Source organism: Saccharopolyspora elongata (genome assembly GCF_004348985.1).
GTDB lineage: Bacteria > Actinomycetota > Actinomycetes > Mycobacteriales > Pseudonocardiaceae > Saccharopolyspora > Saccharopolyspora elongata.
Window position 1 is genome coordinate 101502 of sequence record NZ_SMKW01000007.1, and the last position, 21534, is coordinate 123035.

The window sequence follows — 21534 nt, forward strand, 5'->3', positions numbered from 1 at the left end:
CGAGAAGTACTGCGGCGTGGAGTCGGAACGCAACGGCGCCGCGCTTCGTCCGATGAGGGGTCGCTGATCCACCGAACCCACATCGGCCGGCGCCCCGCCGTCGCAGGAGGAGTCGAATGCCCTTCTCGCTCGTCCACCAAGGCCTTCGGTTCATCCTGCGGGAGAGCGAACCTGAATCCCGGCTCGATTCCTTCGCCGCGGAGTTCGGCTGGGAGAAAGCGGTGCGCCCGGAGCGGGACGGCATGCTCCGCGAGGTGGTGTGGAGCGGTTACAACGTCGACCTCCGCTTCGTCGTCGACGACGTCACCGGCTGCCCGTACTTCTTCTTCACCACGGGAATGTGGAACTCCTGCCTCTCGCTGACCAAGCTCGCTGCGGGCCGGCTCGACGTCTACTCGCGCGAGGAGCTCTTCGCCGCTCTGGAATCCGCGCGAAGCGTCGCCGAGCGCCGGCATGCGCTTCTGATGGTGGCGCTCGGCGGCCCGCACGGATTCGACGAGGACGTCTTCGAGGTGATCCGGGACGCGCTTGGTGCACCGGAAGCCGAGATCAGAAAGGCTGCGGTCTACGCGATGAGCTACACGCCGTCCGTCCGGTACAAGCCGATGCTGGGCTCGCTGCGCGAGCGGGACCCCGATCCCGGCGTCCGGGCCGATGCCGACCCGCTGCTGGAGGTCATGGCCGAGGTCGGCACGGGCGGGGTGTGATCCAGCCGGGCCGGTCGAGTGTGGGCCGCCTCTCAGAATGGGACGGCGGTACCGGAATGTCGCCGCCGGCTCGTAGAGTCGCCAGCCATGACGACCTTCGCCGACGTGCGGCACATCGTGTGGGACTGGAACGGCACGCTCCTCGCGGACAACGACGCAGTGGTGGCGGCGGTGAACGCGGTCTGCACGGCCTACGACCGCGAGCACATCGACATCGACGAGTGGCGGTCGGTGTTCAGCCGCCCGCTGCTGCAGTGCTACGAGCGGCTGCTGCGGCGATCGCTCGGCGAACAGGACTGGGCGCGCATCGACGTGCTCTACCACGAGGCCTACCGGGAACTGCTGCACACCTGCGGACTCGCGCAGGGCGTGCCGCACGCGCTGAAGGACTGGGCGACCGCCGGCCGCACCCAGTCGCTGCTTTCGATGTGGTTCCACGACGAACTGGTCCCGCTGGTGACCGATATGGGCCTGCACCCGCTCTTCGAGCGCGTCGACGGGCTCCGCGACGACATCGGCGGCGGGTCCAAGGCCGAGCACCTGCGCCGCCACCTCGCGGCGCAGGAAATCGACGCGCGCGACGTGGTGCTCATCGGCGACGTGCTGGACGACGCGCACGCGGCGGAGCAGGCCGGCACCAAGTGCGTCCTGGTGACCACCGGTGTGATGAGCCGGGCGGCGCTGGAGACGTCCGGATTCCCCGTGGTGGACTCGATTCCCGAGGCGCTGACCACCATCGCCGCCTGATCCTCACCAGGGCGACGGCGGGCTCGTCGTGACGATCCGGGTCCACGGTCCCGGCGGCACGTCGACGTCGTCGACGAACCGCCAGTCGACGACGTCGTGCTGCCCATCGAGCTCGCGCAGGCCGAGGCAGCCGTTCAGCGCGGGCGACACGTCCATGCCCGCGCCGTTGAACCGGGTGTTGGCGGGTCGGCGGTCGTCGGTACCGAACACGTAAGCCACGTCGTCGTATTCGCCCGGCCCGGCGTCCTCGATCTGCCCGTAGCAGACCGCGGCGCCGTGCTGGATCCGAACCCAGCGGTTCTTCATGAAGCTGGTGGAGCGGTCCGCGGCGCGGCCCGCGTAGCCCGGATCGCTGGCCCACGGCACCACCCGGCCGCGCTGCTCGAACGCGGCCGGATCGTTTCGGTCGTCGAAGGGCAGGTCCAGGTAGAACGGGTTCTGCCGCGGCGTCATCCTGGTGGGGAAGAAGTCGTTGGCGGCGGTGCGCCGTTCGGTGTCGCACCGGCCGTCCCGCTCCACGCCGTCGCAACCGCCGTAACTCGCCAGCCAGTCGGCGTCGTAGGCCGACAACCGCTGGCTGCCATCCGGCGAGTCCGGGTCGAGCACCTCGCCGACCCAGAACGTGGTGGCCACGATGCCGGTGTGCGGCGGATACGCCCGGCCGTCCGGTTCCGCGGCGTCTCCGCCGCAGGCTGCCGCGATCAGGATGGCGACCGCGACCATGCTCGCCGTCAGCAGAGCCATCTCAACAGGTAGGTCCACGGCAGGCGGGCGCAGACGGCCTCGGCCTTCGGCCTGACGTTCTCCTGCAGCCGGTAGTCGTCCGTGGTCAGCGAACCGGCGCGGGCCAGGGTGAGCCCAAAGCTCAGCCCGGTCGTGCCGTCCGGGGCCGCCGGTGTCGTCCACGCCGCGGACGCCCAGTTCGCCGAGGCGGCGAACCACGGGCTGGTCGTCCAGTAGCGCCAGATGCCGTCCTGATCGCGGCGGTAGACGGCGAGCTGGGTGGGCGCGGTCGACTTGTACCAGGTGCTGAGTTCGTAGGTGTTGTTCGGGTGCGCGGTCGGCGCGGCCTCGCCCATGTCGAGCTGCTGCAGGAGTTTCGCCTCGCCGCTGGCGTATTCGGTGATGTCCAGCCGCTGCGCCCAATGCCCGTCGTGCGCGTCGGCGCTGCGGGTCCATTGTGGATTGTTCTGGCCCCAGCTGCTCTGCACCCAGCCGCGCGGGCCCGGCTCTTCCAGCGACGCGTTGACCAGCCCGTCGCGCGGCGCGGGCGCCGGCGGGCGGACCAGCGGGCGGAACCCGCCGCCGATCACCTGGTCGACCGTGCGCACCACCGTGCCGTTCGCCTGCCGCTGCGCCAGCCAGGACGCGAACTGGTCCAGCACAGCCGGGCTGATCGACAGCGACCCACAGAAGTCGCAGGTCTGGTGCAGCACCAGCGGAACCCAGCCGCCGCCGGAGGCTTCGGCCCGCAGCACCACCTGCTGCAGGTCCGCCAGCGTCCAGTCGGGGGTGACGGTGTCGGTGCCGCGCACCACCAGCGGGTTCACCGGCGGTATCGACTCGGCCGGGGCGCAGTCCGAGCAGCTTTTCTTGGTCCGGAGGCTGCCGATGACCCGCGCGCTGTTGTAACCGCAGTCCGCGGCCGCCTGCTCGGCCTCGCGGCTGAAGCTGCCGTACGGGTAGGCGAACGAGGTCGGCCGGAAGCCCCAGCCGACGAGGTTGGCCCGGTCCTGGCAGATCTCCCGGCGGGCTTCGTCCGGTGCGCCCTCGGCGAGGTCGGGGTGGTTGACGGTGTGCCCGCCGATCTCGTGCCCGGCCGCGGCGAGCGAGCGAAGGTCGTCGAGGCTCAGGTAGCCGCGCGTGCCGATCGATCCGGACACGACGTAGAAGGTGCCGCGCATCCCGTGCTTCCTGAGGATCCGGGCGCCGGAGGTCTGCGAGACGCTCCCGTCGTCCACGGTGAAGGTGACCACGGTGTGCGGCGTCTGGGCGTCGGCATCCCCTGGCATGCCGAGGAAAACGGCCAGCAGGGTGGCGCTGGCGCAGGCGAGGGTTCTGCTCAAGCCTCTGCGAGCCGGGCGTGTTCCGTCCATCGCACCTGACCGCCAACCGGTCGACGGATACTGACCGGCATCACGCTACGGACGGCACAGGCGGAGGCGGAACCAGTCGCTGCGGGGCGCCGGTTACCGCGTTTGACGGAGGCGGTGAGACTTTTCGGGCTGCTGCAGCGGATGTTCACAACTCGCCTCGCGCCTGCGGAGGCTGTGCCACGGCTTGACGTGAACGGCCTGTTCACCTCGATAGACGAGGTGAACAGGCCGTTCGCGCCATCCGTTCGACGCGGCCTGGGCCCGGCTAGGGGCGCAGCGCGGCCGCGTCGCGGGCGAGCTGCTCGATCTGCGCCCAGTCGCCGGCGGCCAGCACGTCCTTCGGCGCCAGCCACGAGCCGCCGACGCAGCCCACGTTGGGCAGCGCGAGGTAGTTCGGCGCGGTCTGCGGGCTGATCCCGCCGGTCGGGCAGAACCGCAGGTCCGGCAACGGTCCGGCGATCGCCTTGAGGAACGGCACGCCGCCGCTGGGCTCGGCGGGGAAGAACTTCATCGCAGTGGCCCCGCGCTCGGCCAGCCGCATCGCCTCCGACACGGTGCTCGCACCGGCCAGGAACGGCACCCCGGATGCCTCGACGTCGTCGAGCAGCCGGTCCGTGGTGCCCGGCGTGACGAGGTAGCGGGCGCCGGCGTCGGCGGCCCGCTTGGCCTGCCCGGGTTCGGTGATCGTGCCGGCCCCGGCGACCATCTCGGGCACCTCGGCGGCGATGCGCTCGATCGCGGGCAGCCCGGCAGGGGTGCGCAAGGTGACCTCGATGGTGCGGATTCCGCCGCGCAGCAGCGCCTCGGCCAGCGGCACCGCGTGCGCGACGTCGTCCAGCGCCACGACCGGCACCACGGGGGCGAGTTCCAGCACGTCAGCTGCAGTGTTCATGGGTGGTTCATCCGTTCCTAGTGCGTGTGACGCTCCGCCGGGGACCCGTGCGTACTTCGTGTCGCCATAGCAACTCAAAGTACTCACGGGTCCTGAGCAGCGCTGTCATGCTGTCACGTCGACGGGCTGCGCCGTCGGCGGCGCGAACACGCTGGCACCGCGATCGGCCCGCCCCACGGCCTGCCGGAACGCCGCGAACAGCTCCCGGCCGGTGCCGTACTGCGCCCCGGGCGCGGCCGGGGCGTTGTCGCGCGCGGCGAGTTCGTCGTCGGGCACCAGCACCTCCAGGGTGCCGCGGTCGGCGTCGAGCCGGACCACGTCGCCGTCGCGGACGCGGGCCAGCGGCCCACCCGCGCTGGCCTCCGGGGTCAGCTGGATCGCCGCCGGGATCTTGCCGGAGGCGCCGGACATCCGGCCGTCGGTGACCAGCGCGACCTGGTGGCCGCGGTCCATCAGCACGCCCAGCGCGGGCGTCAGCCCGTGCAGCTCCGGCATCCCGTTGGCCTGCGGACCCTGGTTGCGGATCACCACCACGACGTCGTGGTCCAGCTCGCCGGCCTGGAACGCGGCCGTGAAGCCGTGCTGGTCGTCGAAGACCCGGGCCGGGGCGGTGACGGCGCGGTGTTCCGCGCTGACCGCGGAAACCTTGATCACCGACCGCCCGAGGTTGCCGTCGAGCACCCGCAGCCCGCCGTCGGGGGCGAACGGCTCGTCGACGCCGCGCAGCACGTCCGGGTCCAGGCTCTTCGCGGGCGCGTCCCGCCAGACGAGCTCGCCGTCCTCCAGGAACGGCTGCTGCCGGTAGCGGTCAAGCCCGGGGCCGGCGACCGTCTTGACGTCGGGGTGCAGCAGGCCGGCGTCGAGCAGCTCGCCGACGAGCGTCTGCACGCCTCCGGCGGCGGCGAAGTGGTTGATGTCGGCCGAACCGTTGGGGTAGACCTTCGCCAGCGACGGCACGACGGCGGACAGGTCGGAGAAGTCGTCCCAGGTCAGCTCGATGCCGGCCGCGGCGGCGATGGCCACCAGGTGCAGCGTGTGGTTGGTCGAACCGCCGGTGGCCAGCAGCGCGACGACACCGTTGACGATGGCCCGCTCGTCGATGATCTCGCCGATCGGCGCGCGGTCGGCGTCGCGGCCGAGCTGCACGACGCGGCGGGCGGCCTCCTCGGTGAGCGCCTTGCGCAGCGGGGTGCCCGGCGGCACGAAGCTCGACCCCGGCAGGTGCAGGCCCATGACCTCGACGACGAGCTGGTTGGAGTTGGCGGTGCCGTAGAACGTGCAGGTCCCGGGCGAGTGGTACGACGCCGACTCCGCTTCCAGCAGGTCCTCGCGGCTGGCCTTGCCCTCGGCGAACAGCTGCCGGATGCGGCTCTTCTCCCCGTTGGGCAGCCCGGAGGGCATCGGCCCGGCGGGCACCAACACGGTCGGCAGGTGGCCGAACGACAGCGCGCCGATGAGCAGGCCCGGCACGATCTTGTCGCACACCCCGAGCAGCAGGGCGCCGTCGAACATCTCGTGGGAGAGCGCGACGCCGGTGGCCATCGCGATGACGTCGCGGGAGAACAGCGACAGCTCCATGCCGGTGCGGCCCTGGGTGATGCCGTCGCACATGGCGGGCACACCGCCCGCGAACTGCGCCACGCCGCCGGCGTCGCGGACCGCGTCCTTCAGCCACGCCGGGTATTCGGCGTACGGCTGGTGCGCGGAGAGCATGTCGTTGTAGGCGGAAACGATCGCGATGCCGGGCTTGACCGCTCCGCGCACCGCGAGCCGGTCCGGGCCGCTGCACGCGGCGAAGCCGTGCGCGAGGTTGCTGCAGGGCAGCTCGGTGCGGGCCGGACCGACGGCCCCGGCCGCGCGGATGCGCTCCAGGTACGCGGCGCGGGACGCGGAGCTGCGGTCCGCGATCCGCTGGGTGACCTGTTCGACGACGTGCTGCATTGGCGGCGCCATTGATCGCCTCCGGAAGAATTGCGAAATGCGGGGCGGCGACGACGGTGGCGCCTCATGACGGCCATCACACTAACGGGTGTGGCCTGCATTTCACAATCGATACAGCTTGTTCACCTGCGGCGACCTCGACGACTCCTAGCCGGCTCGGCGCCGTTGGACGCTCCACACCCCGACCGCGGCCGCGGCGAGGATCACGGCTCCGATAGCGGTGCTGACGTGCAATGCATCGGTCCACGCCTGGCGGGCTTGGTCGAGCAGCTCAGTGCCCTGCTCCCCGGGTAACCGGGCGGCCAGCCCGACCGCAGCGCCGATGCCACCGCGGGCGGCTTCGGCGGCTTCCGGTGCCACCGAGCCGGGGATCGCCCCGCCCAACCCGGCGCGGTAAACGGCGGTGCAGATGCTGCCGAGCACGGTGACCCCGAGCGCCAGCCCGAGCTCGCCGCAGGTTTCCTGGAGCGCGGTGGCCGAACCGGCGCGCTCCGGCGGCGCCGCGCCGACGATCGCGTCCGTGCTCGAGATCATCACCGGAACCACTCCGACGCGGAGCACGATCGTGCCGGTGACCAGGACCGCGAGCGCGGCCGGGCCGTCGGCCTGGGTGAGCGCGCCGGTTCCGGCGGCGGCGATGACGAGGCCGGTGGTCAGCAGGACCGATGGCCGGAACCGGCGGGCGAAGGTGGCGGAGCAGGCGGACAGCGCGATTCCGGCCACTGTGGACGGAAGCAGCCAGAGCGCGGCCTCCAGCGGTGGCAGCGCGAGCACGCCCTGCAGGTGCTGGGCGAGGACGAAAGTGGTGCCGGCGTTGGTGAAAACGGTGAGCGTCACCGCGACCAGCGGAACGGCGAACGCGCGGTCGGCCAGCAATCCCAGGTCGAGCATCGGATGTGCCGACCGGCCTTGGCGGCGGATGAAGGCGTAACCGAGCACCAGCCCGCCGACGATCGCGAGTCCCGGCACCAGCTGCTCGTTTCCGGCCGACAGCTCCTTGAGCCCGTGGACGAGGACCAGCACGGCACCTGCCGACAGCAGTGCGCTGGCGAAGTCCGGGCGGCCGCCGGCGCGGTCGCGGTGGGCGGGGAGCAGGAACGGGCCGATGATCAGCAGCAGCGCCATCACCGGGATGCCCAGCAGGAAAACCGAGCCCCAGTCGGCGAATTCCAGCACCAGCCCGCCGGCGACCGGGCCGAGCACGTTGCCCGCGGTGAAGCTGGTGACCCACCAGCCGATCGCGACCGTGCGCTGCTCGGGCAGCGGGAACATGGCGCGCAGCAGCGCGAGGGTCGCCGGCATCAAGGTCGCGCCGACCGCGCCGAGCAGCGCCCGCGCCAGGACCAGCACCTCGGCGCTGGGGGCGAACGCGGCGAGCAGCGAGGCCGCGCCGAAGGCCACGGCGCCCGTGAGCAGCAAGCGGCGGTGCCCGATCCGATCGCCGAGCGATCCCATCGAGATCAGCAGCGCGGCCATGACGAATCCGTAGACGTCGACGATCCACAGCAATTGCGGCCCGGTGGCGGTGAGGTCGGCGCTCAGCGTCGGCAACGCCAGGTGCAGCGCGGAGTTGTTGATGGCCACCAGGGCGGTCGGCAGGGCGAGTACGGCCAGCCCCGCCCACTCCCGCCGCCCGGCTGCCCGTCTCGGCTGATCCATGGGCCTGCACGCTAGGAAGCGCGGCCGGTCGAGCGCCTCTGCCGACCGACCGGGATGCGCGGGCCGGCGAAACCAGGTCGCTTGACAGAGGCAGTCGTGCGACGCGCATCCATAGCGTTGGCGGCGTCGGATCGAATGCCGGACCGCGACGGGACGGCGCAGCGGAAGGCTCGTGGACGTGGACCGATACGCGGACATCCTCAACAGCGCGCTGGAGCGCGTGGCCGACCTCGGTTTCGAGCGCACCGGCGGTGAGCTGGCGAACCACGCGCCGATGGGGGCCGAGGCGATCGCCGTGCTCGGCTACTTCGACGAGGTCGCCCCGTGGATCGAGCGGTACCGCACGGGGCAGGAGCACTACGACCCGCCGGAGGGCTCGAACCGGATCGATGCGGCGGACGAGTCGTCGTGGCGATCGGCGCTGGGGTCGTTCGGGCAGGTGGGGGACTGGGAGCAGCTGTTCCGGCGGGAGCTGGCCGACGAACCGTGGCGCGCGGTGCTCGCCCGGTGGTGGCCGAGGCTGACCCCGGGGATCTTCGCCGGGATGACCCACGGCGTGATCCGCACCGCGCACGCCGTGCGCGGGCTGGCGTCCGTGGACGAGCCGAGCAGCCTGCAGCTGGACGAGCTCGCGCGGGGCATGGCCTACTGGGCGGCCCGCTTCGTGCACCTGCCGGGGCGTGTCGGCTTCGACGGCACGGCGGCGTTGTCCGACGCCATCGCGACCCTTCCGCGGCGTGGCCTGCCGGAGGCGCGCAACGTCGAGGAGTTCCAACGCGCCTGGGCCCGGATGGACCAGATCCCCGGATACGACGCGGCGTTGCGCGCCCCGGCGTCGGCCGATCCGCAGCGGCTGCTGAGCGAGATGACCGCTGAGTTCGCGGGGGTCTTCCTCGCCCACCCCGACTTCGTCCCGGCGCCCGCGCTGGTCCACGCCGTCACCGCTCCGGCCGCGGTCCGGCTCGTCCTGCCGCACCTCCCGGCGGAGCAGCACCTGCCGTCGGTGGGCGAGCTGTGGAAGATGCAGGCAGCCCTGCTGACCACGTTTTCCGTCGGGCGCAACGAGAGGGAGGCTTCGCGGACGCTGGCCGCCGAGGTCGAGACGCCCGGTTTCGGCGAACTCGCGGCCAGGGCGGTCGAGCACGGCGACGAGCACGTCATCAAGTTCACCGAGGCATGCATGCGAGAAAACGCGTTGCGGCCCGATGACCGCTATGCCGCGGCCGCCGCTTCTGCACTGCAGCGCACGCCGCGCGGAGCCGGAGTCACCGCTCGTCGAATCGTCACGGGCAACTGACGGTCCGGGCTAGCCTGCGAACATGATCGTGGGACGAGCGGACGAGCTGGCTCGCATCGACGAGCTGCTGGTCGCCGCCCGGGCCGGCCGCGGCGGCGCCCTGGTGATCAGGGGCGAGGCGGGCATCGGCAAGACAGCGCTGCTCACCCATGCCGATACCGGCGGCATGCAGGTGCTGCGCATCGCTTGCGTGGACGGCGAAGCCGAGCTGCCGCACGCCGGGCTGCACCTGCTGTTGCGGGGCCAGCGCACGGATGAGCTGCCCGCCGAGCAAGCCGGCGCGCTGCGCAGCGCCTTCGGGCTGGAACCAGCGCGCGATCCCGATCGCTTCCTGGTGGGAATGGCGGTGCTGACCCTGCTGGGGCGGCTGGCGGCGCATCGCCCTTTGTTGTGCGTGATCGACGACGCCCACTGGCTCGATGGCGCTTCCGCGGAGGCGCTGCTGTTCGCCGCCCGCCGATTGGACGGCGAACGCGTCGCCGTGCTGTTCGCGGCCCGCGACTCCTTCGCTCCGGACTTCCCGGCCCCGGGCGTGCCCGAGCTGCGGCTCGGAGGGCTGGACGAGGCGGCGGCCGCCGACCTGCTCGCCGCCGACCTGCCCGGCCTCGCCCGCGCCGCGATCCTGCGCGAAGCCCGGGGAAATCCGTTGGCGCTGCTGGAAATCCGGCGCACGGGCCTGGGCTACGACCCGGGTGCGCCGCCGCTGCGACATCCGGTCCAGCGCGGCTTCGCCGCCCGGCTCGCCGAGCTGCCGCCCCGCACGCGGACCCTGCTGCTGATCGCGGCCGCCGCCGACGCCGGTGAGGCCGAAGCGGTGCTCGACGCGGCGAGCCGACTCGATTCGTCCATAGTGGATCTCGCGTCCGCCGAGAACGCCGGGCTGATCAGGCTTTCCGGCGGGGTGTTCGTCTTCGGCCACCCGTTGCTCCAGGCCACCGCCTACCAGAGCGCCGAGCTGGTCCAGCGGCTCGCGGCGCACCGAGCCCTCGCCGCCGCCTTCGCCGATCGGGCGGATCCGGGCCGCCGGGCCTGGCACCTGGCCGCCGCCACCCTCGAACCGGACGAGGACATCGCGGCGGAGCTCCAACGGATCGCGGCCGACGTGCGCGGATGCGGTGGCTACGCGGTGGCCGCCGAGCTCCACCGGCGATCCGCCGCGCTGACGCCCGATCCGCGTCGGCGGGGCCGTCGGCTGCTCGCGGCGGCGCGGGCAGCGGCCAACGCGGGCCGGCTCCAGCTGGCGTCCGGCCTGGTGGAGGAGACCGGCAGGTTCCTCACCGACCCCGTCGATCTGGCCGAGGCGGTCGACGTGGCCGCAGTACTTGCCCACGAACAGGGCCGCCGCCCGTACCGCGAGCTGGTCGATGCGGCGGCCGACATCGCGGCACGGGCCCCGGAGCTGGCCGGGCGCCTGCTGTTCCGCGCCGCCAAGAACGCCTGGGAATCCGGTGATCTGGCTGCCGTCGTCGACGCCGCGGGCAGCGCGGACGCGCTCGGCCGGAGCAATTCCGCGCTGGTCGGCGCGTTGGCCCGGACGGCGACCGGGTTCGGCAGGCTCACCACCGGCGGAGCCGTGGACGGGATGGCCGCGCTGCGGGAGATGCGCACCGAGCTCGGGGTGATGTCCGGTTCCCTGCGCAAGCGCGCGGTCATCGTGTGGTCGCACGTGCTGCTCGGGGACTTCCGCACCGCGCGCGAGCTCGCCACCGCGTTGGAGACCGGCTGCCGGACGGACGGCGCGATCGGGCTGCTGCCCAACGTGCTGGCGCTCTCGGCGATGGCCAACCTGCAGCTCGGGGATCTCCAGGAGGTGCGGAACAGCAGCGGCGAGGGGCTTCGGCTGGCCGAGGAGATGGGGCAGACCGAGGTCGCGAGCACGCTGGCGGTCGTCCTCGCGCACCTGGCGGCGCTGGAAGGGGACGACGTCCGGTGCCGGGAACTGCTCGACGTCGCGTTGCGCGACGGCGCGCCGGCGGCCGCGATCCGGGCGACCCGCGCGCTGGCCCTCGCCGATCTCGCGGCGGGCCGACCGGAGTCCGTCCTGGACCGAGCGGATGACATCGCCGCCGGCTTGACCAGGATGGATGCCCGCAACGGCCTGCCCGAACTGATCGAAGCGGCAGCGCGGGTCGGGCAACCGGAACGTGCGCAGGGCCCCTGCGACTGGTACTCGGACTGGGCGGCCAACCTCGGGCGTCCCTGGGCCGAGGCGGTCGCCCTGCGCTGCCGGGCCCTGCTCAGCGAGGGCGACGTCGCCGAACGGCAGTACGCGGCAGCCGTGCACCTGCACCGGGAGGGCGACGAGTTGCCGTTCGAGCGAGCCCGCACCGAACTGCTCTACGGCGAGTGGCTGCGCCGCCGGCACCGCCGCACCGACTCCCGGCCGCACCTCCGCTCGGCCCTGGACACCTTCGACCGCCTCGGCACCCGGCCGTGGGCGGAGCGCGCCCGCGACGAACTGCGCGCCTCCGGCGAAAGCCGCGGCGCGTCGGCCGACCCCGCGGCCCGCCTCACCCCGCAGGAACGCCAGGTCGCCCGCCTGGCCGCGACGGGCCTGACCAACCGGGACATCGCGGCCCGCCTGTTCCTCAGCCCGCGAACGGTCGGCTACCACCTGTCCAACGCCTACCCGAAGCTGGGCGTCGCCTCCCGCCTCGAACTCGCCCGCCTCCCCGGCCTTCCCGAATGACTGCGGTGCTCGTGATGACGATCACGCCGCGGATGTGGTGTGCATTTCACGATCGATACAGCTTCCCGGAAATCCGGCCACGAGCACCCCGCCGCGTGCGGGATCATGGGTGGGGGAGTCGAGGAGTGAGGAGCGGGCCCATGCGGATTCGCGTGCTCGCCGCGGTGGTCGCCGCGGCCGCGGTGCTGTCGGGCTGCGGGCAGGACGTGCCGGTCGAGCCGAACGCACTGCCCGGGCCGAAGCCGCCCGCCCCGACCACGGCGCCGACGAGCCAGGCCCCGTCGGCCGGCAACTCGGTCGAACTCGACACCTCCCCGACCCTCGCGCGGATCAAGCAGCGGCGCTTGCTCCTGGTCGGTGTGCGGGACGACGCGCCCCAGTTCGCCACCCGGGACGGGGCGGGCGAATACCGGGGATTCGACGTCGAAATGGCCCGCGACCTGGCGAAACGCATCGGCCTTGACCCGACGCAGGTGCAGTTCCGGCGGCTGCCGTCGACCCTGCTGCTCGACGGCGTGGCCGCGGGCAACGTGGACGTCCTGTTCGGCGGGACCGCCGACAACCCGCAGCTGGCCCAGGTCGGGCCGTACGTGATCACCGGCAGCGAACGCTACCTCGTGGTCAAGTCCGACGACCGTAAGCTGGTCGAGGAGCTGCAGCGGATGCTCGACGAGGCGGTCGCGGACGGCAGTTGGCAACGCGCCTACGACGCGACCCTCGGCGCGGCCGGGATCCAGGCCCGGCCGGGCTCGTGACAGGGATTCCCGAAGTGCGCTGACCACCACGACGCGACCGGGTTCGGGGACGAGGCCCCGGAGCCGCCTGCTCTCCGGAAAAGGACGTGCCGATTCGTCGGCGGATGAGCAGACTCGTAGTCCACACCTCGTGCTCGTTGCCGGGCATGGCCAACGGCGGCCGTGCCCGCGGTCGAGCGCGACCCGACTTCAGTGAGGTGCCCCCAACGATGATCGACTCCGCGAGCGCTACGACCGCGGATGCCGGCCGCGAAACGACGCCACCGCGCGCCCCAGTGCTGATAGCCGTGTTGGTGGCCTCGGCGTTCGTGATGATCCTCAACGAGACGATCCTGAGCGTCGCGCTGCGCGAGCTCACCATCGATCTCGATGTCACCACCACGACGGTGCAGTGGCTGACCAGCGGCTTCCTGCTGACGATGGCCGTGGTCATCCCGACCACGGGCTTCCTGCTCGAACGCTTCACGCCGCGCCAGGTGTTCCTGGCCGCGCTGACGCTGTTCAGCGTGGGCACGCTGCTCAGCGCGCTCGCCCCGGGCTTCGCGGTCCTGCTGGTCGGGCGCGTCGTGCAGGCGTGCGGCACAGCGGTGATGATCCCGCTGCTGATGACCTCGGTGATGCGCCTCGTGCCGCCGGAGAAGCGCGGCGCGACGATGGGCACGATCAGCATCGTCATCGCCGTCGCGCCCGCGGTGGGGCCGACGATCGGCGGCGCGGTGCTGGCCTCGCTGGGCTGGCGCTGGATGTTCTGGATCGTGCTGCCGCTGGCGGTGCTCGCGCTGGTCATGGGCGCGGTCTGGATGCGGTTGGACACCGAAACGCGGTCGGTGCCGCTGGACCTGCCCTCGGTCGTGCTGTCGGCCATCGGCTTCGGCGGCGTCCTCTACGGGCTGTCCTCCATCGGGGAGTCCAGCGGTGAGCCGCACCTGGTGGCGCCGTGGATCCCGATCGCGGTCGGCGCCGTCTCGCTCGCGGCGTTCGTGGCGCGCCAGATCCGCCTGCAGCGCGACGACCGGGCCCTGCTCGACCTGCGCCCGTTCACCAACCGCGCGTTCTTGGTGGCCCTGGTCCTGAGCATCCTGCTGTTCATCTGCCTGCTGGGCGCTGGGGCGATCCTGCTGCCGATGTACCTGCAGGCGGTCCTGCATGCCAGCACCTTCGTCAGCGGGCTGGCCGTGCTCCCAGGCGGGCTGGTCCTCGGCCTGCTCGGGCGTCCGGTGGGCCGGCTGTTCGACCGCCTGGGCGCCCGGCCGCTGGTGATCCCCGGCGCGCTGGCCATGGCGTTGTCGCTGTGCCTGTTCGCCGTCCTCGGACCGGGTTCGCCGGTGATCGCGGTTGTGGGCATCCACATCGTGCTCATGGCCGGGCTCGGGCTGATGATGACTCCGCTGATGACCGAGTCCCTCAGCGTGCTGCCCGATCACCTCTACTCGCACGGCAGCGCGATCCTGGCCACCCTCCAGCAGGTCGCGGGCGCGTTCGGCATCGCGGTGTTCATCACCATCGCCTCCGTGTCGACCACCGACCCCTCCGGCGCGCCCGACGCGGTCGGCCTGCGCACGGCGTTCATCGCCGCCGCCTGCATCGGCGTGCTCGCGTTCGTCGCGTCGCTGTTCCTCCACCGCGCGCCGAAGCCTGCTCCGGCGGATCACGAGGAGGCGCGGGAAGAAAGCCGAGCGGTGTCCAAGTCGTGACGCTCGCCGTGCCCGGCCGGTGACTGCCGGCCGGGCACGACTCACCGCTACCGGGCCGCCGTCGGGATGGCTGCGTCGAGCAGCGATTCCGCGGCGGCCCTCGCGTATCGACCGCAGCCGGCATCGTTGAGCACCATCGAACGGCTGGCGGCGCCGTCGGCGAGGATCGCGAGCTGTTCGACCAGGACCTCGGGTTCGGCGACCCCGAGCGCGCCGACCAGCTCGGCCAGCCGGTCGGCGAGCCGCCGCTTCTGCTCGGCCGCGTACCGGTGCACCGGGCTCTGCGGGTCCGGGAACTCGGCCGCCGCGTCGATGAAGGGGCAGCCCCGGATCGGGCCATCGCCCTCGTCCGGCACCGCGAACAGCGCGAGGAGCCGCTCTCGTGGTGCGAGATCTTCGCGCTCCAGCACGGATTCCATCGTGCGCCCGGACTCCACGAGGTGCCGGAGGTAGCCCACGACCAGCTCGTCCTTGGTGGGGAAGTGCGCGTACAAGGTGCGCTTGGAGACCGGGGCGGCGGCCGCCACCTGTTCCATGCCCGTCGCGATGATCCCCTGGCTCTCGAAGAGCGCGGTGGCCGCGGCGATGATGCGCTCGCGCCCGCCCCGGCCTCGGCGGCGCTGGACTGTCTGTTGCTCACCCACCCGCAAAGTGTACACATCCGTTTACTTTAAGCGGGTTCTGCGTGGTAGCCTCACGGCGCGTTATGTAAACGTTTCCGTTTACCGCGATCGAAGGGGAGAGCCTTGGTGGGCACCGCGATGGGGAACTACTCGCCCGATCACGCCGAGGAGCTGATCCGCGGCCGGCGAGCCGTCCGCTCCTTCCGGCCGGATCCGGTCCCGGACGCGACGATGCGCGCCGTCTTCTCGCTGGCGAGCGCGGCTCCGTCGAACTCCAACACCCAGCCCTGGAGTGTCGAAGTCGTCAGCGGGGCGGCGCGCGACCGGCTGAGCGAAGCGCTGCTGGCGGCGCACGCGCAGCAACGCCTCTCCGTGGACTTCCCGTTCCGGGAGGATCTCTACGACGAGGTGCACCAGCGGCGGCGCAAGGACTTCGGCGAAGCGATGTACGGGGCGCTCGGCATCGGTCGCGAAGACCGGGAAGCCCGCGACGCCTACAACGCGGAGAGTTTGCGGTTCTACGGCGCGCCGCACGTCGCGTTGGTGTTCGCACCGTCCAATGCGGACGCTCGGATGGCCGCGGACGTCGGCATGTACGGGCAGACGCTGCTCCTGGCCATGACCGCGTACGGGATCGCCAGCTGCCCGCAGGGTTTGCTGGGCTTCTACGGGGACGCGATTCGCGAGTCGCTGGAAATCCGGGGCGGCAAGGTGCTTTTCGGCGTCTCCTTCGGATACGCCCGCGAATCCGCTCCGGTGAACCACATCGCGGTCGGCCGCGCGGAACTCGGCGAGACGACGAGGTTCCGCGCGTAGCCGCCGGCCGGATCAGGTGGCGGTGCGCCGGGCTTCGGCGAGGCGCTGCAGGCCGTCCAGCTGCCACTCCAGGTGCTGCTCGGAGGACACCACGTCGGCCAGGCAGTCCGGTTCGCCGAGCCACCGGATGTAGTGCGGGTACTTGCCTTCCGCCCTGATCCGCTCCAGGTAGGGGTGTGCCGCCTCGGCGAGCTGGGCATCGGACACCAGCCCGGTCCGTTCCCGCATCGCGCGTTCTTCCAGCAGCGCGAGCCCGGACTTCAGGGCTTGTCCGAGCACCGTGTTGACGAAGCTGATGCGGGTCGCGGCGTCCAGGTCCAGCTCGTCGACGGCGGCGAGGGCTGCGTCGTAGAGGCGCAGCGCGTTCGGTCCCAGCGGCGGCCGGCTGAACGACATCCGCGCGAACCAGGGGTGCCGCTGCACCGCCGCCCATGCGGAGTGGCCCATTTCGCGCAGGCAGGCCCGCCAGTCGCCGGGCGGCGGGACGGTGATCTCGCCGTAGACCTCGTCGGCCATCAGGTCCGTCAGGCCGTCCTTGCTGCCGACGTAGCGGTACAGCGCCATCGGGCTGCGCGTGCCGAGGCGGCTCGCGATCGCCCGCATCGTGATCTCGCCGGTCGGGCTTTCGTCGGCGAGCGCGATCGCCGCGGCGACGATCCGCTCGCGGCTGAGCTGCGTGGTGGCCGGCGGGGGCGGCGGCTCGTCGAACCAGACCAGGCCGCCCGGAGGTTTCGCAGAAGTCATTTGCCTCGGATACTAACTCGCGTGTACAACGTACATCGTGAATGTACAACGTACACAGACTCAGGTGTTGATCGTCGGCGGTGGACTCGTCGGGCTGACGACGGCGTTGGTGCTGCGCCACCATGGCGTGGACGTGACGCTCGTCGAGAAGCGCGCGACGACCTCGCCGCAGCCCAAGGCGCGCCGCTTCCACGTGCGCAGCCTGGAGATCTTCCGGGAACTGGGGCTGGCCGAGACCGTCCACGAGGCCGCACGAGGGCTCGCCGACCACGACTGCATGGCCGTCGGGCGGACCCTGGCGGAGGCCGAGCAGTTGCCGCCGTGGCGGCCGTCCGGGCCGGGCGAGTCGCTGGACGTCAGCCCGGAACTGCCCTGCCTGGTGGCGCAGAACGTGCTTGAGCCGGTGCTGCGCCGGGCGGCCCAGGACGCGGGCGCGGACATCCGGTTCTCGACCGCTCTCGCGTCATTCGAGCAGGACACCGATGGAGTCGTCGCCGAGTTCGCGGGATCCCGGCTGCACGCGGCGCACCTGGTCGCCGCCGACGGGGCGCGCAGCCCGGTGCGCTCGGCGCTGGGCATCGGCCGCTCCGGGCGCGGTGCCATCGGCGAGGACAACGTGAACGTCTACTTCCGCGCCGATCTGGCGGATGTCGTGCGCGGCCGGGAGTTCAACATCTGCCAGATCCAGCACCCCGAAGCGCCCGGCGGGCTGCTCTCGGTGGACGGCCGGCTGGACTGGGTGTTCATGACCCCGGGCGGCGAGGTCGACCGCGACTGGCCGGCGTTGGTGCGCACCGCGCTCGGCGTGCCCGCGCCGGACCTCGAAGTCATGAGCGTGCTGCCCTGGCGGCCCGAGATGCTCGTCGCCGACCGCTACTCGTCGGGGCGGGTGCACCTGGCCGGCGACGCTGCGCACGTCATGCCCCCGTACGCCGCAGTCGGTGCCAACACCGGCATCGCCGACGCGCACAACCTCGGCTGGAAGCTCGCGGCGGTGCTCTCCGGCGCCGCGGCGCCGTCGCTGCTGGACAGCTACGACGCGGAGCGCCGTCCGGCGGGCTGGTTCGCCGCGGACCAGTCGAGCAGGCGCTCGACGGACCTGACGGCCGCCCCCGATCCGACGCTGGCGCATCCGTTCGTGCTGGTGGCGGGCGGGTTCCAGTACTCGGCCGGGGCGATCTCCGGAGGCCCGGCGGAGGGCGGCGAGGCGGAACCGGTCACCGAGTTCGCGCCGGCGGGACGGGTCGGCACCCGGATCCCGCACCGCTGGCTGGACACCGCCCGCACCAGGTCCACAGTGGACCTCGCCGGTCCCGGGTGGGCGCTGGCCGTGGCCGACGATCCGCAGCGCTGGCAGCCCGCCGGGATCCCGGTCCACCGCCTCGACGTCGATTTCCTGCGAGCGGGCGAGGGCGTCCTGATCCGCCCCGACGACGTGGTCGCCTGGCGCGGTACCGATCCCACCGCGCCCGCGAACGTCCTGGAGAAGCTGCTCCGCGCCTGACGAAGCGAAGGGCGCCTCCGACCGGCCCGGTCGAAGGCGCCCTCCACTCGGCGCGGTGCTCAGTCGCCTGCCGTGGCCTCGGCCAGCGGCTTGGCGGCCGGAGCGAGCTGCCTGGTCTTCTTGGTCCGGCGGTTGCGCCGGTCCAGGTACGTGGCGAACCACGTGAGCAGCAGGCACATCGTGATATAGATCGCCGCCACCACCAGGCTGACCGGGATGATCGGGCGGTCCAGCGTGGGGATGCCGCCGAGGTAGCGAGCGTAGTACAGCAGCTCCTGGTAGGTGATCAGGAAGCCGAGCGCGCTGTCCTTGAGCAGCACCACGAGCTGGCTGATGATCGCGGGCAGCATCATCCGGATCGCCTGCGGCAGCACCACGGTCCGCATGACCTGGTTCTTGCGCATCCCGATCGAGTACGCGGCCTCGCTCTGCCCCTTGGGGAGCGCGGCGACGCCGGCCCGGAACACCTCGGCCAGCACCGAGCCGTTGTAGAGCGTCAGACCGAGCACGACCGACCAGTACTGGCCGAAGTTCACGCCCAGCCCCGGCGCCGCGTAGTACAGGAAGAAGATCAGGATGACCAGCGGGATCGCGCGGAAGACCTCCACGACCGCCGTGCACGGCACCCGGATCCAGGCATGGTCGGAGAGCCGACCGAGCGCGAACACCGCGCCGAACGCCAGCGCGAGCACGGCGCCCATGAGGAACGCGCGGACGGTGTTCCACAGCGCCCCGAACAGTTCCAGCTGGATCTGCTCGTAGAGCAGCCATTCCCACTTGCTCGCGTCGAACTGCCCCGTCTCGTAGAAGCGGAACACCACGTAGCCGAGCAGGCCCAGCACCACGACGGTGCTGACGACGCTGATGAGCCGGTTGCGCATGCGGGCGCGCGGTCCGGGGGTGTCGAACAGGACGCTGCTCATCGGGCCACGCTCCACCGCTTCTCGAAGCTCCGCTGGACCAGGGTCAGCGGGATGACCAGGATCATGAAGCCGACTGCGATCCAGATGAATGCGTTCAGCGTCGGCTCACCCTGCTCGTTGAGGTAGGGGATGACCGAGCCGACCTCGGCCACGCTGAACCCGGCCGCGACGGTCGTGTTCTTCAGCAGCGCGATCAGCACGCTGACCAGTGGCGGGACCACGGCGCGGAAGGCTTGGGGAAGGATCACGTTGGTCAGCGACTGGGCGAACCCGAGCCCGATGGAGCGCGCCGCCTCGGCCTGCCCGACCGGCACCGTGTTGATCCCCGACCGCAACACCTCGCAGACGAACGCGGAGGTGTAGATGGTCAGGGCGATCACCGCGGCGGTGAAGAATGGGAACTGGATCAGCTCCAGCTTGGGGTAGGCGAAGACGAAGAAGAAGAAGATCAGCGTCAGCGGCGTGTTGCGGAGCAGGGTCACGTAGCCGGCGCCGGCCGCCCGCAGCGCGGGGATGGGGCTGACCCGCAGCGTCGCCAGGATCGTGCCCAGCACCAGCGAACCGGCGGCCGCCAGCAGGAAGAGCTCGATCGTCCGCAGGAAACCCCTGGCGAGGACGTCGCCGTACTCCACCAAGATGTCGATCAATGAGTACTCCTGAAGTAATCGGATGCCCAGGGCGCGGTCGGCCCTGGGCATCCGATGACGGGATCAGTAGCGGTCCACCTTGGGCGGCTCGGCGGTCGAGCCGGACTTGCCGAGGGTGGCGTCGTAGACGCGCTTCCACTCTCCGTTGGTCGCGGCCTGCTCCAGGATGTCGTTGATCTTGTTGCGCAGGGCGCTGTCGTCGTGCGCGAGGCCGACGCCGTAGGGCTCCTCGGAGAACGGCTTGCCGACGACCTTCAGCTTGTCCGGGTCCTGCGCGGCGTAGCCCTTGAGGATGGCGTCGTCCGTGGTGACCGCCTCGACCTGGCGGTCGAGCAGCTGCTGCACGCACTCCGAGTAGCGCTGGAACTCGACGATGTTCTGCGGCTCGGTGAGCTGGTCCTGCTTGACCCGCTGGATCGGCGTCGAGCCGGTCGCGGAGCAGACCTTCTTGCCCTTGATCGACTCCTTGCCGGTGATGTCCGTGTTGTCCGAGCGGACCAGCAGGTCCTGCCCGGCCATGAAGTACGGCCCGGCGAAGCTGATCTGCTCCTTGCGCTTGTCGTTGATCGTGTAGGTGCCGACGTAGTAGTCGACCTCACCGGTGGAGATCGCCTGCTCGCGCGCGGTGGACGGGATCGGCTTGTAGTCGATCTGCGTGTTCGGGTCGAACCCGAGCTGCGCGGCGATCAGCCGGGCGACCTCGATGTCGAAACCGGAGTACTGGTTGGTGACCGGGTCGCGGAAGCCCAGGCCCGGCTGGTCCTCCTTGACGCCGATCGTGACGCGGCCCTTCTGCTTCATCCGGTCGAACGTCGGAGAACCCTGGACCTGCACGTTCTGGGCGACGTCCTGCTGGACCTGCGGTTCGCCCCCGCCGGGACCGCCTTCGCGCCCGCAACCGGTCAGCGCCAGCGCCAGCGACGCCGCCAGCACCGTCACCAGCCGCATTTTCTTGGCTCGCATTTCGTTCGCTGCCTCTCTGTGCAGTGGTCGGTCAGTGGGTGAGGATCTTGCCGAGGAAGTCCTTGGCGCGGTCGCTCTTCGGCGCGCCGAAGAACGATGCCGGCTCGGCGTCCTCGACGACCTCGCCGTCGGCCATGAAGAGCACGCGGTGCGCGGCGCGGCGCGCGAAACCCATCTCGTGGGTGACGACCACCATCGTCATGCCCTCGGCGGCGAGGCCGGTCATGACCTCCAGGACCTCGTTGACCATCTCCGGGTCCAGCGCCGAGGTCGGCTCGTCGAACAGCATCACCTTCGGCTTCATCGCCAGCGCGCGGGCGATCGCCGCACGCTGCTGCTGCCCACCGGAGAGCTGCGCCGGGTACTTGTCGGCCTGGTCGGCGATGCCGACGCGCTCCAGCAGCTCCATGGCGGTCTCCCGGGCGGCGTCCTTGGCCTGCTTGCGCACCTTGATCGGACCCAGCGTGACGTTCTCCAGGATCGTCTTGTGGGCGAAGAGGTTGAACTGCTGGAACACCATGCCGACGTCGGCGCGCAGTTCGGCCAGGGAACGCCCCTCGGCGGGCAGCGGAACCCCGTCGATCTCGATGCGGCCGGAATTGATCGGTTCCAGTCGGTTGATCGCGCGGCACAGCGTCGACTTGCCCGAGCCCGACGGCCCGAGCACGACGACGACCTGCCCTCGAGGCACCTCGAGATCGATCGCCCGCAGCACGTGCAAGGAACCGAAGTACTTGTCGACCGCGGACATCCGGATCATCGGGGAGTCCGTGGAAGCTGCGGCCATTCGTTCTCCTGAACGCATCGGAATTGGATTCGTTGGCCGAAACTTAAGCC

The 21534-nt window shown here is 71.4% G+C and carries 19 protein-coding genes; 8 read left to right on the plus strand and 11 right to left on the minus strand.

Features of this window, described 5'->3' with window-relative positions; genetic code table 11:
* Positions 1-116: 116 nt before the first annotated feature.
* On the plus strand, positions 117-707 hold the full coding sequence (locus E1288_RS08070; RefSeq protein ID WP_132482837.1) for a HEAT repeat domain-containing protein: 591 nt from the start codon (positions 117-119) through the stop codon (positions 705-707).
* Positions 708-794: 87 nt separating this feature from the next.
* On the plus strand, positions 795-1454 hold the full coding sequence (locus E1288_RS08075; RefSeq protein WP_132482839.1) for an HAD family hydrolase: 660 nt from the start codon (positions 795-797) through the stop codon (positions 1452-1454).
* Between the two features lie 3 nt (positions 1455-1457).
* Here E1288_RS08075 and E1288_RS08080 read toward each other — a convergent pair whose 3' ends face one another.
* The 5 genes from E1288_RS08080 to E1288_RS08100 form a co-directional block, all read right to left on the minus strand.
* A complete protein-coding gene (locus E1288_RS08080) occupies positions 1458-2198 on the minus strand; it encodes a hypothetical protein (RefSeq protein WP_132482841.1) in 741 nt (246 codons plus the stop codon).
* Positions 2186-3520, minus strand: coding sequence for a polysaccharide deacetylase family protein (locus E1288_RS08085; protein WP_165968029.1), 1335 nt, complete (start codon positions 3518-3520; stop codon positions 2186-2188). The genes E1288_RS08080 and E1288_RS08085 overlap by 13 nt, the downstream gene beginning before the upstream one ends.
* A 295-nt stretch (positions 3521-3815) precedes the next feature.
* On the minus strand, positions 3816-4442 hold the full coding sequence (gene eda, locus E1288_RS08090; RefSeq protein ID WP_132482845.1) for a bifunctional 4-hydroxy-2-oxoglutarate aldolase/2-dehydro-3-deoxy-phosphogluconate aldolase: 627 nt from the start codon (positions 4440-4442) through the stop codon (positions 3816-3818).
* 105 nt (positions 4443-4547) lie between these two features.
* Entirely contained in the window at positions 4548-6395 is a 1848-nt protein-coding gene (gene edd / locus E1288_RS08095) for a phosphogluconate dehydratase (protein ID WP_132482847.1), read from the minus strand.
* 135 nt (positions 6396-6530) lie between these two features.
* Positions 6531-8042 (minus strand): MFS transporter, encoded by a 1512-nt coding sequence (locus tag E1288_RS08100; protein WP_132482849.1) that lies wholly within the window; start codon positions 8040-8042, stop codon positions 6531-6533.
* A 172-nt stretch (positions 8043-8214) separates the two neighbouring features.
* On the opposite strand from E1288_RS08100, the gene E1288_RS08105 reads away from it, so the two are divergent.
* The 4 genes from E1288_RS08105 (at position 8215) to E1288_RS08120 (ending at position 14477) form a co-directional block, all read left to right on the plus strand.
* Complete coding sequence (locus E1288_RS08105) at positions 8215-9339, plus strand: questin oxidase family protein (RefSeq protein ID WP_207954245.1); 1125 nt, start codon at positions 8215-8217, stop codon at positions 9337-9339.
* A gap of 22 nt (positions 9340-9361) precedes the next feature.
* Positions 9362-12028 (plus strand): helix-turn-helix transcriptional regulator, encoded by a 2667-nt coding sequence (locus E1288_RS08110; RefSeq protein ID WP_132482851.1) that lies wholly within the window; start codon positions 9362-9364, stop codon positions 12026-12028.
* Between the two features lie 140 nt (positions 12029-12168).
* Entirely contained in the window at positions 12169-12783 is a 615-nt protein-coding gene (locus E1288_RS08115; protein WP_132482853.1) for a transporter substrate-binding domain-containing protein, read from the plus strand.
* Between the two features lie 209 nt (positions 12784-12992).
* Positions 12993-14477: a DHA2 family efflux MFS transporter permease subunit gene (locus tag E1288_RS08120; RefSeq protein WP_132482855.1), complete on the plus strand. Its 1485-nt coding sequence runs from the start codon at positions 12993-12995 to the stop codon at positions 14475-14477.
* Between the two features lie 47 nt (positions 14478-14524).
* Here the strand turns inward: E1288_RS08120 and E1288_RS08125 are convergent, their stop codons facing one another.
* Entirely contained in the window at positions 14525-15121 is a 597-nt protein-coding gene (locus tag E1288_RS08125) for a TetR/AcrR family transcriptional regulator (protein WP_132482857.1), read from the minus strand.
* A gap of 105 nt (positions 15122-15226) precedes the next feature.
* Here E1288_RS08125 and E1288_RS08130 point away from each other — a divergent pair, with 105 nt between their 5' ends.
* Positions 15227-15916: a nitroreductase gene (locus tag E1288_RS08130; RefSeq protein ID WP_235883418.1), complete on the plus strand. Its 690-nt coding sequence runs from the start codon at positions 15227-15229 to the stop codon at positions 15914-15916.
* Positions 15917-15928: 12 nt separating this feature from the next.
* Here E1288_RS08130 and E1288_RS08135 read toward each other — a convergent pair whose 3' ends face one another.
* The gene (locus E1288_RS08135) at positions 15929-16660 is read right to left on the minus strand and encodes a TetR/AcrR family transcriptional regulator (RefSeq protein ID WP_132482859.1); all 732 of its coding nucleotides are present in this window, start codon (positions 16658-16660) and stop codon (positions 15929-15931) included.
* A gap of 64 nt (positions 16661-16724) precedes the next feature.
* On the opposite strand from E1288_RS08135, the gene E1288_RS08140 reads away from it, so the two are divergent.
* Positions 16725-18164: an FAD-dependent monooxygenase gene (locus E1288_RS08140; protein ID WP_235883419.1), complete on the plus strand. Its 1440-nt coding sequence runs from the start codon at positions 16725-16727 to the stop codon at positions 18162-18164.
* A gap of 59 nt (positions 18165-18223) precedes the next feature.
* Here E1288_RS08140 and E1288_RS08145 read toward each other — a convergent pair whose 3' ends face one another.
* The 4 genes from E1288_RS08145 to E1288_RS08160 form a co-directional block, all read right to left on the minus strand.
* Positions 18224-19087: an amino acid ABC transporter permease gene (locus E1288_RS08145; RefSeq protein WP_132482864.1), complete on the minus strand. Its 864-nt coding sequence runs from the start codon at positions 19085-19087 to the stop codon at positions 18224-18226.
* Positions 19084-19731, minus strand: coding sequence for an amino acid ABC transporter permease (locus E1288_RS08150; protein WP_165968033.1), 648 nt, complete (start codon positions 19729-19731; stop codon positions 19084-19086). Before E1288_RS08150 ends, E1288_RS08145 begins: the two co-directional genes overlap by 4 nt.
* Positions 19732-19797: 66 nt before the next feature.
* Positions 19798-20697: a glutamate ABC transporter substrate-binding protein gene (locus tag E1288_RS08155; protein WP_132482870.1), complete on the minus strand. Its 900-nt coding sequence runs from the start codon at positions 20695-20697 to the stop codon at positions 19798-19800.
* Positions 20698-20728: 31 nt separating this feature from the next.
* Complete coding sequence (locus E1288_RS08160; RefSeq protein ID WP_207954252.1) at positions 20729-21457, minus strand: amino acid ABC transporter ATP-binding protein; 729 nt, start codon at positions 21455-21457, stop codon at positions 20729-20731.
* Positions 21458-21534 lie beyond the last annotated feature (77 nt).

What these genes read in the sequence shown, in the direction of transcription:
- E1288_RS08100 (WP_132482849.1), bottom strand. Translation starts at nt 8,042, where the DNA reads ATGGATCAGCCGAGACGGGCAGCCGGGCGGCGGGAGTGGGCGGGGCTG.
- E1288_RS08080 (WP_132482841.1), bottom strand. Translation starts at nt 2,198, where the DNA reads ATGGCTCTGCTGACGGCGAGCATGGTCGCGGTCGCCATCCTGATCGCG.
- E1288_RS08075 (WP_132482839.1), top strand. Translation starts at nt 795, where the DNA reads ATGACGACCTTCGCCGACGTGCGGCACATCGTGTGGGACTGGAACGGC.
- E1288_RS08070 (WP_132482837.1), top strand. Translation starts at nt 117, where the DNA reads ATGCCCTTCTCGCTCGTCCACCAAGGCCTTCGGTTCATCCTGCGGGAG.
- E1288_RS08160 (WP_207954252.1), bottom strand. Translation starts at nt 21,457, where the DNA reads ATGATCCGGATGTCCGCGGTCGACAAGTACTTCGGTTCCTTGCACGTG.
- E1288_RS08145 (WP_132482864.1), bottom strand. Translation starts at nt 19,087, where the DNA reads ATGAGCAGCGTCCTGTTCGACACCCCCGGACCGCGCGCCCGCATGCGC.
- E1288_RS08120 (WP_132482855.1), top strand. Translation starts at nt 12,993, where the DNA reads ATGATCGACTCCGCGAGCGCTACGACCGCGGATGCCGGCCGCGAAACG.
- E1288_RS08135 (WP_132482859.1), bottom strand. Translation starts at nt 16,660, where the DNA reads ATGACTTCTGCGAAACCTCCGGGCGGCCTGGTCTGGTTCGACGAGCCG.
- E1288_RS08110 (WP_132482851.1), top strand. Translation starts at nt 9,362, where the DNA reads ATGATCGTGGGACGAGCGGACGAGCTGGCTCGCATCGACGAGCTGCTG.
- E1288_RS08115 (WP_132482853.1), top strand. Translation starts at nt 12,169, where the DNA reads ATGCGGATTCGCGTGCTCGCCGCGGTGGTCGCCGCGGCCGCGGTGCTG.
- edd (WP_132482847.1), bottom strand. Translation starts at nt 6,395, where the DNA reads ATGGCGCCGCCAATGCAGCACGTCGTCGAACAGGTCACCCAGCGGATC.
- eda (WP_132482845.1), bottom strand. Translation starts at nt 4,442, where the DNA reads ATGAACACTGCAGCTGACGTGCTGGAACTCGCCCCCGTGGTGCCGGTC.
- E1288_RS08155 (WP_132482870.1), bottom strand. Translation starts at nt 20,697, where the DNA reads ATGCGAGCCAAGAAAATGCGGCTGGTGACGGTGCTGGCGGCGTCGCTG.